We start from the raw sequence: 13,543 nt of genomic DNA, 5'->3' as shown, positions 1-13,543 counted from the left end.
AGGCGGCCGGGGTCGCCCCGATCAGCGAGGATCCCCGTGACGACCACCACCCTGCCGACGACCGCCACCGGCGCGCTCGGCCTCGGCTCGACGGGCCTCGCGTTCGGGTGCGACTACAACCCCGAGCAGTGGGACCCCGAGGTGTGGGTCGAGGACGTCCGGCTCATGCGCGAGGCCGGCGTGAACCTCGTCGCGATCAACGTCTTCGGCTGGTCGCACGTCGAACCGCGGCAGGGCGAGTACGACTTCGCCGCGCTCGACACCGTCATCGAGCTGCTGCACGGCGCGGGCATCGGGGTCGACCTCGGCACCGGCACCGCCTCGACCCCGCCGTGGCTCACCACCCGGTACCCCGAGGTCCTGCCCGTCGTCGCCGACGGCACCACCCGCTGGCCCGGCGGCCGCCAGGCGTTCTGCCCGAGCTCGCCGATCTACCGTGAGCACGCCCTCGCCCTGGTCCGCGCCACCGCCGAGCGCTACGGCGACCACCCCGCCGTGCGGCTCTGGCACGTGTCGAACGAGCTCGGCTGCCACAACGCTGACTGCTACTGCGACGTCTCCGCCCAGGCGTTCCGCGGCTGGCTGCAGGCCCGGTACGGCACGGTCGACGCACTCAACGCCGCCTGGGGCACCTCGTTCTGGAGCCAGCGCTACTCGGCGTGGGAGCAGGTGCTGCCGCCCCGCGCGACGCTGTCGTTCACGAACCCGGCGCAGACCATCGACTTCGACCGGTTCTCGTCCGACGAGCTCCTCGGCCACCACCGCGCCGAGGCCGCCGTCCTGCGCGAGCTGAGCGACAAGCCCGTCACGACGAACTTCATGGTCGCCGCGCACATCACGGCACTCGACTACTGGTCGTGGGCCGGCGACATGGACGTCATCGCGAACGACCACTACCTGGACCACCGCCTGCCCCGGCCGCACGTCGAGCTCGCCTTCGCCGCCGACACCACGCGTGGCCTGGCCGGCGGCGCCCCCTGGCTGCTCATGGAGCACTCGACGGGTGCGGTCAACTGGCAGCCGCACAACGTCGCGAAGGCCCCGGGCGAGATGCTCCGGAACACCGCGGCGCACATCGCCCGCGGCGCCGACGGGGTCTGCTTCTTCCAGTGGCGCGCGTCCGTGCAGGGCAGCGAGAAGTTCCACTCCGCGCTGCTGCCGCACGCCGGCACCGAGTCGGGGACGTGGCACGACGTGGTCGCGCTCGGCGCCCTGGTCGAGCGGCTCGGTGAGCTGCGCGGCTCCCGTGTGGTCGCCGACGTCGCGCTCGTGTTCAGCTGGGAGAACCAGTGGGCGGCCGACCTGGAGGCCCACCCCAGCACCGCGCTCCGCTACCTGGAGCAGGTCCACGCCTTCCACGCCGCGCTCTGGGACCTCGGCGTGACCGTCGACGTCGTCGCCCCCGGGGCACCGCTCGACGGGTACGCGCTCGTCGTCGTCCCCGAGCTGTACCTGGTGCGCGACGAGCACGCTGCCGTCATCGCCGACCACGTCGCCGGCGGCGGGCACGCGATCGTCAGCTGCTTCAGCGGCATCGTCGACGAGCGCGACCGGGTCCGCACCGGCGGCTACCCCGGCGCCTTCCGCGACCTGCTCGGCGTGCGGGTGGACGAGTTCCTCCCGCTCGCCGCCGACGCCACGATCGCGCTGTCCGACGGCACGACCGGCAGCGTCTGGTCGGAGCCGGTCGAGCTGCGCGGTGCGACGAGCGTCGTCGACTACGCCGAGGGCCCGCTCGCCGGCCGTCCGGCCGTCACCCGCAACGAGCACGGCGCCGGGACCGCCTGGTACACGTCCACGGTGCTCGACGCCGGTGCGCTGGGCGGGTTCGTCCACCGCGTCCTCGACGAGGCCGGGGTGCGCGCCGACCCCGCCGTCCGCCTCGGACTCGAGGTCGTGCGACGCCGGGACGACACCCACGAGTGGGTCTTCCTGCTGAACCACTCCGACCGCACCGTGGAGCACCACGAGGCCGGCCACGAGCTCGTCGCCGACCGCCCCGTCACCGGCACCACCGCCATCGCCCCCGGCGGGACCCAGATCATCCGCACCGACAGGAACCGCTCATGACCACCACCGCACAGTCGCCCAGCGCGACCCGACGACGCCGGGGCGGCGGGTTCCGCTACCGCCGCGCCATCGCGATCTTCGTCCTGCCGTTCGCCGTCCTGTTCACGGCGTTCTACCTGGTCCCCATCCTCTACGCCGTGTGGGAGTCGCTGCAGAAGATCGAGCGGCAGGGCACGTTCGGCGCCCCGACGCAGGTCTTCGGCGGTCTGAGCCAGTACGCCCTGGTGTTCCAGGACGGCGAGTTCTGGAGCTCCGTGCTCCGCGTGCTGCTGTTCGGCGTCGTGCAGGTGCCGGTGATGCTCGGGCTCGCGCTGCTGTTCGCCCTGCTGCTCGACTCCCCGCTGCTGCGCGGCAAGCGGTTCTTCCGCCTGGCGTTCTTCGCGCCGTACGCGGTGCCCGGCGTCATCGCCGCGATCATGTGGGGCTACCTCTACGCCCCCGACCTGTCGCCGTTCTCCGCGGTGACCTCGCGGGTCGACCTGCTCGGCGGCAGCACCGTGCTGTGGGCCGTGGCCAACGTCGTGACCTGGGTCTACGTCGGCTACAACATGCTCATCATCTACTCGTCGCTCCTCGCGATCCCCGCCGAGGTGTACGAGGCGGCGAAGCTCGACGGTGCGTCCCAGCTCCGGATCGCCCTGTCGATCAAGATCCCGCTCGTGGTGCCGGCCATCGTCCTCACCGCGGTGTTCTCCGTCATCGGCACGCTGCAGCTGCTGACCGAGCCGACCGTGTTCCGCCAGTTCACCTCGACCATCTCGTCGACGTTCACGCCGAACATGCTCGTCTACTCGACGTCGTCGGTGCCGAACTTCAACCTCGCCGCGGCGTTCTCGGTCGTCCTCGCCGTCGCCACGTTCGTCCTGTCGATCGGGTTCCTCCGACTGACCCAGCGGAAGGCCGCCGAATGACCGTCAACGCCCCGTCCCAAGGTGACCTCGTCCGCGACGTCGGCCGACCGCTCGAGCCGAACCGGGCCTCCCGTCCGCACCAGCGCGGAGCGCGCGGTCCCCGTGAGAGCGTCATCTCGCGCAGCGCCGCGATGATCGTGATGGGGGTCTTCACCCTCTACTTCCTGCTGCCGATCTTCTGGCTGCTGGTCTCGTCCACCAAGACCGCCGCGAACTTCAACTCGACGTTCTCGCTGTGGTTCAGCGCCACCTCGGTGCAGGACTTCTTCGGCAACCTCGTCGAGCTGTTCACGCGGCAGGACGGCATCTACCTGCGCTGGCTGCTGAACAGCATCGCCTACGCCGGGGTCGCCGGCCTGCTCGGCACGGTGCTCTCCGCGATGTGCGGGTACGCCCTGGCCAAGTACCGGTTCCGCGGCCGCGAGGTGCTGTTCAACGTGTTCCTCGGCGGCGTGCTCGTGCCGGCGACCGCCCTGGCCCTGCCGCTGTTCCTCATCTTCAGCCAGGTCGACCTGACCGACACGTTCTGGTCGGTGTTCCTGCCGAGCATCGTCAGCCCGTTCGGCGTCTACCTGTCGCGGTTGTTCGCGGCGTCGAGCGTGCCCGACGAGATCATCGAGGCCGCGCGAATCGACGGCTCCGGCGAGGTCCGCACGTTCTTCACCGTGGCCGTGCGGCTCATGTCGCCCGCGCTCGTGACGATCTTCCTGTTCCAGTTCGTCGCCGTGTGGAACAACTTCTTCCTGCCGCTCGTGATGCTCCGCGACTCGTCGCTGTTCCCCGTCACCCTCGGCCTCTACACGTGGAACTCGAGCGTGAACCAGTACCCGGACCTGCGCACCCTCGTGCTCATCGGGTCGTTCGTCTCGATCATCCCGCTGCTCATCGCCTTCCTGAGCCTGCAGCGCTTCTGGCGCTCCGGCCTCGGCTCCGGCGGCCTGAAGTAGCCCCTCGACCCGCACCCCTTCCCGCACCAGCTCTCCCCACACCACATCCGAACGGAAACAGCATGAAGACAACGAAGTTCCTCAGCGTCGCCGCGATCGCCGTGGCCGCCACCGTGGCCCTCGCCGGCTGCAGCACCGGTGGCAGCAGCAGCGGCGGTGGATCCGACACCGCGGCCGCGAGCTGCAAGCCCTCGGACGGCAAGGTCACCCTCGACTTCACGACCTGGGTGCCGAACATGGACAAGGTCGTCGCGATCTGGAACAAGGCCAACCCGGACATCCAGGTCAAGGTCTCGATCGTCGCGAACGGCAACAGCGGCACCTACCAGAACTTCTTCAACCAGCTGAAGGCCAAGCAGGCGCCGGACATCGGCCAGGTCGAGTACGACACCCTGCCGGCGTTCCGCGTGCAGGGCGGTCTCGAGGACATCGGCGCGTGCGCCGGCATCAGCGACGCGAAGAAGGACTTCTCCGACGGCCTGTGGAACCAGGTCACCTTCGGTGAGTCGAAGTCGGTCTACGCGGTGCCGCAGGACTCCGGTCCGATGGCGCTGTACTACCGCAAGGACCTGTTCGAGAAGGCCGGCCTCGACGCCCCGAAGACGTGGGAGGAGTACGCCGAGGACGCCGTGAAGATCAAGAAGCTCGGCGGCAACATCACCAACTTCGCCAAGGGTGACGTCAACCAGTTCGCCGGGCTCGTCTCGCAGGCCGGCGGCCAGTGGTTCGAGAACTCGGGCCAGGACTGGAAGGTCAACCTGGACGACGCCGCGTCGAAGAAGGTCGCCGACTACTGGCAGGACCTGATCGACAAGAAGCTCGTCAACACCCTGCCGAGCTTCACCGACCAGTGGAACAACGCCTACGACAGCGGCAAGGACTGGACCTGGGTCTCCGCGGTCTGGGGTGCGAACACCATCTCGAGCGGTGCGCCGTCGACTCCGGGCAAGTGGGCCGTCGCTCCGATGCCGCAGTGGAAGTCCGGCGAGACCAAGTCGGCCGCCTGGGGCGGTTCGTCGAACGTCGTCTTCGCGGGCAGCAAGCACCCGGCCGAGGCGTCGAAGTTCCTGGTCTGGCTGAACACCTCGACCGAGGCGCTCTCCGCACTGAACAAGGAGGCCAACCTGTACCCGGCCTCGACCACCGGCGCCGACCTGCCGGCCCTGACCGAGGGTCTCGACTTCTACGGTGGCCAGAAGATCTACGAGGAGTTCGCGACCGCGGCGAAGGACATCCAGCCCTTCACCTGGGGTCCGACGATGACGCAGACCTACTCGGACGTGTCCGACGGCTTCGGGCAGGCGGCGTCCGGCTCGGGCACGTTGGCCGAGGCGCTCGAGTCCGGGCAGTCCAAGACCATCGCGGCGCTCAAGGCGCAGTCGATCCCGGTCAAGGGCTGACGGACGGCGGCTGACGTCGCGCGGTCCACGCGCTGACAGCGGACAGGAGGCCCGTGGAGGGATCGCCACGGGCCTCCTGTTGCGTCTCGGGTCGTGTTCCGGACCCCGTCGCGCGCTCGCATCGCGCTCGTCTTGCTCGTCGCTACGCGACCGCGATCTCGTTCGGCACGCCCGGCAGCTCGTCGCTCGAGGCGATGACCTTGCCGGTGGTCAGGTCGACCGCGTGGACCTTCCGCTCGGCGGGGTCGGTGACGTAGGCGACGTCACCCTCGACCTTCAGGGCCGGGTGGGCGTCCTGCCACTCGGCCGGGCCCTCCCACGCGTCGATCACCGGGTACGACTCCAGCTGCTCGCCGGTGGTCTCGTCGAAGGTGTGCAGGGCACCGTCGTCGCCGAGCACGACGGCCTCGTCACCGGGGCCGCGGGCGAGGTCGCGGAACGTGAAGCCGACGCCGTCGGGCATGTCCGCGACGGTGTACTTCCCCGAGGCCGCGTCGATCAGGGCGATCTGGTCGAGCAGGTAGCCCTCGCTGTCGGGGTCGTCGTTGTAGTCGCCGACGGCGACGGACGAGTCCTCGGTGGTGAACAGGTTGCCGGTGCGGCCGTACTCGGTCGGGGCGTCGATCTTCTCGAACGCGCCGTCCTGGTAGACCAGGGCGCCGTCGGTGCAGCCGAACACCGCGACCTCACCCTTGACCGCACCCTCGCCGTGCACGTCGGGGCACTCCTCAGACCGGGTGATCTCCGTGCCGTCGGCGTCCAGGGCGCGCACGCCGGAGCGGCTCTCCTCGGTGCCGATGGTCGTCAGGAGCGTGCCGTCCTCGAGCTCGATCGCGACGCCGTGGTGGGCGGCCTCGGACTTCGTCGTCTCGACCTCGGGCAGGTCGGCGCCGTCGAGCTCGGTGTGGTCGAACGTCGTCACGTCGCCGGTGCCGTCGGCGAACAGGGCGGTGCGGTCGCCGTGGACGACCGCGTGGCCACCGGTGTCGGCGGGGAAGACCGCGTCGGTCAGGGCCGGCTCGGCCTGCGTGTCGAGGACCCGGAAGCCCTCGGGCACGGTGACGAGCACGTGGCGTCCGTCACCGGCCGGGTTGACCCGGGTGAAGCCGTCGATCGCGTCGTCGGCCACGACCCGCAGATCCTGGTCGAGGACGAGCAGGCCGCCGTCGTGGGTCAGGGTGATGCGGGTCCCGTCGGCTTTCGGGGTCGCAGTGGTGTCGGACCCGGCGTCGGTGTTCGTGGCGCACCCGGTCAGGGCCAGGGCGGCCGCGCCGAGCAGGGCGGCGGGCCACACGGCCCGGAGCGTCTTCGTGTTCGTCATGCCGCTCACTGTATTGATTCTCATTCTCAATTACTAGTCGACAGGCCGTCGACGATGGCCTCGGTGTTCGAGCGCATCATGCCGAGGTAGGTGGAGGCGTCGCCGTCCTCGGTGAGGGACTCCGTCGCCAGCGGTCGGATCTCGACGTGCAGGTCGACCTCTTCCGCGAGCACCTCGGCCAGTCGCGCGGGCTGCGAGGCGTCGGCGAAGATCGTCCGGACCCCCGCCTCGTCGATGGCGTCGGCCAGGTCGCGCAGGTCGGCGGCGCTCGGGGAGGCCAGGGTGGTCCCGCTCGGGATCACCGCCCCGACGACCCGGAACCCGTAGTGGTCGGCCAGGTAGCCGAACACGTGGTGGTTCGTGACGAGCGCCCGGCGTTCCTCGGGCACGGTCCGGAACGCGGTCGTCATCGTGTCGTCCAGGTCGCGGAGCTCGTCCAGGTAGGCATCGGTGCCGGTCGGCTCGATGCCGTTGTCGCGCAGGTCCTGGTCGAGGGCCTCGACCACGTCGACCATCCGGGCGGGGTCGGTCCAGAAGTGCGGGTCGGGGCCGCTGTCGTCCTCGGTGGTCCACTCCAGCGGGTCGAACGCGTCTCCGGCAGTGGAGACCGGCACGCCGTCCTCGGCTGCCGCCGCGACGTGACGGGCGACCCCTTCTTCGAGCCCGAGCCCGTTCTCGACCACCAGGTCGGCGCTCCGCAGTCGTGCGGCTTCCTGCGCGGAGACCTCGAACGAGTGGGGGTCGGCACCCGGGGGCATGAGGACCATGACGTCGGCCTGGTCCCCGACGACTTCGCTGACGACGTCGCCGAGGATGTTCGTCGTCACCGCGACGAGGGGGCGGTCGGAGCCGGCGGTGGTGCACCCCGTGGCGACGAGGGCGACGGCCGCGGCGACGAGGCCCGCGGTCAGGGCCCTGGTGCGCATCACAGTCCGACCTCGGCGAAGGCGACGGGGGTGACGGGGAGCTCGATCGTGCGGGCGACCCGGGCGCCGTCGGCGAAGTCGATCTCGTGCACGGTGCCGTCCGCGGGGTCGGCCACGTAGGCGCGCTGGGCGTCGAGCTGCAGCATCGGCGCGGGGTCGTCTGCGCCGGTGTCGATGAGCGCCTTCGTCGTGGCCACCTTCCCCGTCGAGGCGGTCACGACGACCACCCGCCCGGAGTCGTCGACCCCGACCACGTGCTCGTCCTCGTCGTCCACCGCGACCACGGCGCGCAGGGGCCGATCGGTCGGCACGAGCCGCCAGGAGCCCTCGCGCACGTCGAGCAACCAGAACCCGGTGGTGCCGGCCAGTCCGGCGACGGTGGGCCGGCCGGCGCGTGCGGCGAAGGCCGTCGGACGTTCGGCACCGTCGGGCAGGTCGACGAACGAGGGCTCGCCGGCGTCGTCCACCACGACCGCTCCGTCGACGCAGCCCACGACGGCACCGGCGCGGGTGACGATCCCGCCGGCGGGGTCGGTGCAGGTCTGCGCTGCGCCGGCGGCGTCGGTCGCCTCGCCGTCCGGGTCGAGCACGCGGACCGTGTCGCCGTCGGCTGCCACGAGCTGCTCGCCCATCGGCAGGAGGACGCTCGCGTCGATCCGTGCGGTCTCGTCGACCTCGCCCTGGCCCAGCGCCTCGCGGTCGAGCACGACGGCCTCGGCCCGGTCTGGCCAGGTGATCGTCGTCATGGTCTCGGACGAGTGCACCGCGACCCGGCCGCCGCCGTCGATCGTGCCCACCACCCGCGGCTCGGCGGCGTAGTAGTGCGTGTGGTCGCCGTGGTCGACGGTCCAGGACCCGCCGTCGACGATCGTCGTGCGGTCGGCGTCGCTGGTCACGAGGAACCGGCCGTCGGTCGCCGAGTGCTCCGGTGCGTCCACGTCGTCGAGTTCGGTGGTCTCCTCGGTGAGCAGGTCGTGCAGCGCGGTCGCGCCGGATGCCGACACGGCCAGGAGGCGCACCTGGGGTTCCTGGGACTCGCTCGCGCCCGCCACGTAACCGTGGGGACGGGCGGTGCCGGTCGAGCTGTCGGCCGACGGGGTGCCCGGGGAACAGGCGGTGACGGTGAGGGCCAGGCCGGTGGCGAGGCCGATGGTGGACAGGAGGCGCGCGGGGGCGCGGCTGGTGGTCGAGTGCTTCATGCTCCCTCTCGAGACGGTGCGGCGGATCGTGGTGCTGCCGGCGCGGCCGCGCGCGCCGGTGTGGGGATCGGGGTGCGCCGCAGGACGACGGCGGCCAGGGCGCGTGAGACCACGACGCTGGCGACGGCGACCGCGGCGATGCTCGCGCCGGCGGCGGTGCCGGCGTGCCAGGACACGAGCAGCCCGACGAGCACGGCGGTGGCACCGATGCCGGCACCGAGGAGCATCGTCGAGGCCACGTGCCGGGTCCAGGCGCGGGCGGCGGCCGCCGGCGCGAGCAGCAGGCCCACGACGAGCAGGGTGCCGACGGCCCGGTACGAGGCGACGACCGCCAGGGTGACGAGCCCGATGAGCACGACCTCGGCCAGGCGCGGGTGCAGGCCGAGCGTCGTGGCCTTGCGGGTGTCGAACGCCAGTGCGGTGAAGGGCCGGTGGAACGCCGCGGCGACTGCCAGGGCCACGGCGGCGGCCATCGCGAGGCCGCTAACGTCGGCTCGGGTGACGGCGAGGACCTCGCCGAACAGGATCGCGGTGACGTCGGTGGCGAACGACCGCGAGGACGAGACGATGATCACACCGAGCGCGAGCATCCCGACGAACAGCAGGCCGATCGAGGTGTCGTACGACAGTCGGGCGCGACGACGCAGTGCCCCGACGCCGAGCACCATCACGCCCGCACTCACCGCGGCACCGAGCACCGGCGCGACCCCGGTCAGGGTGGCGATCGCGACGCCGGGCAGCATGCCGTGCGAGAGCGCCTCGCCCAGGAACGCCATGCCCCGGACCAACACCCAAGTGCCGACCACGGCGCAGAGGACCGCCGCCAGGGAGCCGCCGACCAGGGCGCGCACCATGAAGTCGACGGAGAACGGATCGGTCAGCCAGGTCACGCTCCGAGACGCTACATGAAAACGAGTATCGATACTGATAGCGTGCTCAGGTGCCTGCGACCGAGCCGACCGACCCCGCCGAACCCCGATCTCCCGTCCACCTGGACCGGGTGACGGCCGTCCTCGGCGACCGGACCGTCCTCGACGGTGTGGACGCGGTCTTCCCCGCCGGGGTCGTCACCGCGCTCACCGGGCCGAACGGCTCGGGCAAGTCGACGCTGCTCGACGTGGTCGCGGACGTCGTACGGCCGACCGCCGGGCGGGTGACGGGCCTCCCGTCCGACGGCGTCGCCTACGTGACCCAGTCCGTGCCGCCGACCACGCTCCCGCTCACCGTCCGCGCGGCCGTCACGATGGGGCGGTGGCGGCACCGCGCGTGGTGGCGGCCGCTCGGACGCGCCGACCGAGCGGTCGTGGACGCGCAGCTCGAGCGGATGGCGATCACGGACCTCGCCGACCGGCCGATCGAGGAGCTCTCGGGCGGGCAGCGGCAGCGCACGCTCGTCGCGCTCGGGCTGGCCCAGCGGGCCGGGGTGCTGCTGGTGGACGAACCGACCGCTGGCGTGGATGCGGAGTCGGCGGCGCTCGTGGTGGCGGCGCTCGCCGACGAGGCCGCGGCCGGGGTCGTGGTCGTGCACGCGGCCCATGACCCGGCGGTGATCGCCGCGGCCGACCGCGTCGTCACCCTGACCTGACCTTGCTTCCGGCGTGCCGATTCCGCAAAACACCGGTGTTCACCCGTTGAACCGCGGTTTGCGCGTGTTCAGCGCTCGAACACCGGTGTCTTGCGGACGCCGGAGCGGGTGGCGGTGAGGTCGATCTCGGACCGGGTGCGCAGGATTTTCTGAGATACGGCCTGATCTCAGAAAATCTGGTGCGTCGATTCTGAGATCAGGGAGTGCTCGTGTTCAGGCCGTCGGGACCGGTTCCGCGCCGTCCGGCTCGCAAAACACCGGTGTTCGCCTGTCGAACCGCGCTTCTCGCGTGTTCAGCGTGCGAACACCGGTGTTCTGCGGGCCCCGGAACGGCGGTCAGGGGCAGGCGACGGACACCGGGCCGGTCGACTTCGGGTCGGCCGCGACCGGCTCGACCACCGGCACGGCGCTCGACTTCCGCAGCCCCATCGCGACGAGCACGACGGCACCGACGATCGCGACCCCGCCGGCCAGCCAGAAGTCGGCAGCCAGGCCGAACGACGACACCGCGGCACCGCCGAGCACCGAACCGGCGGCGATCGCGAGCTGGATCGTCGTGACGAACAGCGCGAGCCCGGTCTCGGACCCGGCCGGCGACGCCGTCGACATCCACGTCTGCATCCCGAGCGGCAGCGCACCCCACACCAGGCCCCACACGACGAGCAGCACGAAGACCCCCACGACGGAGTGGGCGAGCAGCGGGAGCAGCACGACGGCCGCCGCGAGCACGAACTTCGACGCCCCGATGGTGCCGAGGACACTGCGGTCGAGTGTGAAGCCCGCGGCGAAGTTCCCGACGATGCCCGCGACGCCGAACACCAGCAGCGCGATCGTCACGGTGTCCGGGCCGACGCCGACGAGCTGCTGCAGGTACGGCGCGATGTAGGTGTACGCGGCGAACTGGGCCGCGAAGACGAAGGCTGCGGCGATGAGCCCGACCCGGGCGCGGGGCACACGGAGCAGCGACCCGAGCGTGGCGAACCGCACCCGCTGCTGCGCGGGGATCCTCGGCAGCATCGCCAGCTGCAGGACGAGCGCGACGACACCGAGCGCCCCACCGATCACGAAGCCGAGGCGCCAGCTGGCGAGCGACGACACGAGGGCGCCGAGCGGCAGGCTCACGACGGTCGCGACGGAGACGCCGGCCGTGATGAGCGAGGTCGCACGGATCGTCAGCTCGGGCCGGACGAGTCGCCCGGCGATCCCGGCACCGATGGCCCAGAAGCCCCCGATGCCGACACCGAGCAGCATCCGTGCGATGAGCAGCACCCAGAACGACGGTGCGATCGCGGCGAGGCCGTCGGCGACGACGAGCAGCACGGTCAGGGACACGAGCACCACCCGGCGGTCGAGTCGCGAGGTCAGGACGGTGACGACCGGTGCCGCGACGGCGCCGACGAGTCCGGTGGCGACGACCATCAGGCCGGCGGTGCCGATGCCGACGTCCAGGTCGTCGGCGATGGCGGGGAGCAGCCCGATGGGCAGGAACTCGGACAGGACGAGCACGAACGACCCGAGTGCGACGGACGTGACGCTGAGCCACCCGCGGCGCGCTGCTGACGATGTCATGGGGGCGTCAAGCCCCGGAGTGCGACGATCCATTCCCGGCCTCGCCGAGTCCGCTCCACAGGTGCGCGATCGTCGCCGCACCGTCGAGCAGGGTGCGCAGGTCGACGCTCTCGTCGCTGGCGTGCCAGTGGTCCTCCGGCAGCCCCGTGCCGACGAACAGGACGGGGGCGTCGAACACCCGGCCGAGCAGCTCCGCGGGACCGCCCCCGGCGTTGCCCATCCGCCCGGCGGTCTCGGTGCCGTGCCCGAGTTCCATCGCCCGCACGAGCGCGTCGAGTTCGGGGCCCGACGGGGTCACGTACGGGTCCTGGCCGGTCTCCTCGGGGATCGTCAGCTCGTAGGTCACCCCGTCGGGCATCGTGTCCCGGACGAACCGGCGCAGCTGCTCGGCGACGGCCTGCACCCGCTGCCCCGGCACGGTGCGGATGCTGATCTCGGCCGTTGCCTCACGCGGGACCACGGCTCGTGGGAACCCGGTGGGGTCGCCTGCGAGCAGGGTCAGCACCTCGATGGACGGTCGTGCCCAGAGCCGCTCCTCGACCGAGTACCCCGCCTCGCCGGTGATCGCCCGGGTCTCGGTTCGCTCGACCCAGACGTCGGGGTCGAAGTCGAGTGCCTGCAGCTCGGCACGGCGTTCGTCCGTGAGCGCGTCGACGTCGTCCAGGAACCCGGGGATCCTGATGCGGCCCTGGTCGTCGTGCAGGGCCGCGAGCGCGGTGACGAGCGCGTGCACCGGGTTCGGCGCGGGGCCGGACACGGCGCCGCTGTGGACGTCGCGCGCTGGCCCGGTGACGGTGAGGGTCGCGCCCGTCATGCCACGCATCGACGTGACGACGGCGGGGTTGCCGGCCTTCCACTGCAGCGTGTCCGAGAACACGACGACGTCGCACGCCAGCCGCTCCTGCTCGGCGTCGAGCAGGTCGGCGAAGTGGCTGGAGCCGAGCTCCTCTTCTCCTTCGACGAGGAACTTGAGGTTCACGGCCGGGGTGGCGTCCGGTCGGGTGGCGAGGTGCGCGCGCAGCCCCCACAGGTGGGCGAGCACCTGCCCCTTCGCGTCCGACGCCCCGCGCCCGTACAGGCGTCCGTCACGGAACACGGGTTCCCACGGCGAGGTCTCGTGCCACTCCTCGGGCTTCGCGTGCCGCACGTCGTGGTGGCTGTAGACGAGCACGGTCGGCAGCGCCGGGTCGACGAGCAGCTCGGCGTACACGGCCGGTGCGGGACCGGCCTGCAGGATATCGGTGTCGAGCCCGACCTCGCGCATCGCTCCGGCCAGCCAGTGCGCGGAACGGTCGACCTCGATCGCGCGCTCGGGTTGCGATGCGACGGACGGGATCCGCACCCACTCGCGGAGTTGCCGCACCAGGTGTTCGCGGTGCTCCTCGAGGAACCGCGCGACCTCGGCACGACGGGTGTCGGGTTCGGTGCTGTCGGTCACGGGAGCGGACACGGTTCTCCGTTCGGTCAGGTGGTGCCGACCGTAGGAGCGGGTCCCTCCGGGTGGTCCCGGATTGGCCTGGAGGCGCGGTGTGCGTCCGCTACGCGCCGCACCTCGGACCCGGTGCGGGTCCGGAGCCCGGTGTGGGTCCGGGACTCGGTGCGGGTCTGGAACGAC

The 13,543-nt window shown here is 71.5% G+C and carries 11 protein-coding genes; 5 read left to right on the top strand and 6 right to left on the bottom strand.

Annotated elements, in window-relative coordinates; all coding sequences use genetic code 11:
- Nucleotides 1–36: 36 nt before the first annotated feature.
- From DEJ03_RS03505 to DEJ03_RS03490, 4 genes are all read left to right on the top strand, one after another.
- Nucleotides 37–2,070 (top strand): beta-galactosidase, encoded by a 2,034-nt coding sequence (locus DEJ03_RS03505; protein WP_110863527.1) that lies wholly within the window; start codon nucleotides 37–39, stop codon nucleotides 2,068–2,070.
- Nucleotides 2,067–2,981: a carbohydrate ABC transporter permease gene (locus DEJ03_RS03500; RefSeq protein ID WP_027467229.1), complete on the top strand. Its 915-nt coding sequence runs from the start codon at nucleotides 2,067–2,069 to the stop codon at nucleotides 2,979–2,981. Before DEJ03_RS03505 ends, DEJ03_RS03500 begins: the two co-directional genes overlap by 4 nt.
- Nucleotides 2,978–3,928, top strand: coding sequence for a carbohydrate ABC transporter permease (locus DEJ03_RS03495; RefSeq protein ID WP_228516621.1), 951 nt, complete (start codon nucleotides 2,978–2,980; stop codon nucleotides 3,926–3,928). Before DEJ03_RS03500 ends, DEJ03_RS03495 begins: the two co-directional genes overlap by 4 nt.
- A gap of 62 nt (nucleotides 3,929–3,990) precedes the next feature.
- Nucleotides 3,991–5,328: an ABC transporter substrate-binding protein gene (locus tag DEJ03_RS03490; RefSeq protein ID WP_110863526.1), complete on the top strand. Its 1,338-nt coding sequence runs from the start codon at nucleotides 3,991–3,993 to the stop codon at nucleotides 5,326–5,328.
- A gap of 142 nt (nucleotides 5,329–5,470) precedes the next feature.
- Here DEJ03_RS03490 and DEJ03_RS03485 read toward each other — a convergent pair whose 3' ends face one another.
- Genes DEJ03_RS03485 through aztB form a run of 4 tightly spaced genes read right to left on the bottom strand, consistent with a single transcriptional unit; the run spans nucleotide 5,471 to nucleotide 9,664 of the window.
- Nucleotides 5,471–6,649 (bottom strand): hypothetical protein, encoded by a 1,179-nt coding sequence (locus DEJ03_RS03485; protein ID WP_110863525.1) that lies wholly within the window; start codon nucleotides 6,647–6,649, stop codon nucleotides 5,471–5,473.
- Between the two features lie 26 nt (nucleotides 6,650–6,675).
- The gene (locus DEJ03_RS03480) at nucleotides 6,676–7,575 is read right to left on the bottom strand and encodes a metal ABC transporter substrate-binding protein (RefSeq protein ID WP_110863524.1); all 900 of its coding nucleotides are present in this window, start codon (nucleotides 7,573–7,575) and stop codon (nucleotides 6,676–6,678) included.
- The gene (locus tag DEJ03_RS03475; RefSeq protein ID WP_110863523.1) at nucleotides 7,575–8,774 is read right to left on the bottom strand and encodes a YncE family protein; all 1,200 of its coding nucleotides are present in this window, start codon (nucleotides 8,772–8,774) and stop codon (nucleotides 7,575–7,577) included. The genes DEJ03_RS03480 and DEJ03_RS03475 overlap by 1 nt, the downstream gene beginning before the upstream one ends.
- Nucleotides 8,771–9,664, bottom strand: coding sequence for a zinc ABC transporter permease AztB (gene aztB / locus DEJ03_RS03470; RefSeq protein WP_110863522.1), 894 nt, complete (start codon nucleotides 9,662–9,664; stop codon nucleotides 8,771–8,773). Before aztB ends, DEJ03_RS03475 begins: the two co-directional genes overlap by 4 nt.
- Before the next feature lie 50 nt (nucleotides 9,665–9,714).
- Here aztB and aztA point away from each other — a divergent pair, with 50 nt between their 5' ends.
- Complete coding sequence (gene aztA / locus DEJ03_RS03465) at nucleotides 9,715–10,359, top strand: zinc ABC transporter ATP-binding protein AztA (protein WP_258370472.1); 645 nt, start codon at nucleotides 9,715–9,717, stop codon at nucleotides 10,357–10,359.
- Nucleotides 10,360–10,695: 336 nt separating this feature from the next.
- On the opposite strand, the gene DEJ03_RS03460 is transcribed toward aztA, so the two are convergent.
- Together DEJ03_RS03460 and DEJ03_RS03455 are read right to left on the bottom strand one after the other, a co-directional pair.
- On the bottom strand, nucleotides 10,696–11,928 hold the full coding sequence (locus tag DEJ03_RS03460; RefSeq protein ID WP_110863521.1) for an MFS transporter: 1,233 nt from the start codon (nucleotides 11,926–11,928) through the stop codon (nucleotides 10,696–10,698).
- A 7-nt stretch (nucleotides 11,929–11,935) separates the two neighbouring features.
- Nucleotides 11,936–13,366 (bottom strand): M20/M25/M40 family metallo-hydrolase, encoded by a 1,431-nt coding sequence (locus DEJ03_RS03455; protein WP_110863520.1) that lies wholly within the window; start codon nucleotides 13,364–13,366, stop codon nucleotides 11,936–11,938.
- Nucleotides 13,367–13,543: the final 177 nt, after the last annotated feature.

This window comes from Curtobacterium sp. MCLR17_043 (genome assembly GCF_003224215.1).
GTDB lineage: Bacteria > Actinomycetota > Actinomycetes > Actinomycetales > Microbacteriaceae > Curtobacterium > Curtobacterium flaccumfaciens.
This window is presented reverse-complemented; position numbering and strand designations above follow the sequence as displayed.

Bases quoted from the DNA above. Each gene is read 5' to 3' on its own strand.
- DEJ03_RS03500 (WP_027467229.1), top strand. From the start codon at position 2,067: ATGACCACCACCGCACAGTCGCCCAGCGCGACCCGACGACGCCGGGGC.
- DEJ03_RS03495 (WP_228516621.1), top strand. From the start codon at position 2,978: ATGACCGTCAACGCCCCGTCCCAAGGTGACCTCGTCCGCGACGTCGGC.
- DEJ03_RS03490 (WP_110863526.1), top strand. From the start codon at position 3,991: ATGAAGACAACGAAGTTCCTCAGCGTCGCCGCGATCGCCGTGGCCGCC.
- DEJ03_RS03485 (WP_110863525.1), bottom strand. From the start codon at position 6,649: ATGACGAACACGAAGACGCTCCGGGCCGTGTGGCCCGCCGCCCTGCTC.
- DEJ03_RS03480 (WP_110863524.1), bottom strand. From the start codon at position 7,575: ATGCGCACCAGGGCCCTGACCGCGGGCCTCGTCGCCGCGGCCGTCGCC.
- DEJ03_RS03475 (WP_110863523.1), bottom strand. From the start codon at position 8,774: ATGAAGCACTCGACCACCAGCCGCGCCCCCGCGCGCCTCCTGTCCACC.
- DEJ03_RS03460 (WP_110863521.1), bottom strand. From the start codon at position 11,928: ATGACATCGTCAGCAGCGCGCCGCGGGTGGCTCAGCGTCACGTCCGTC.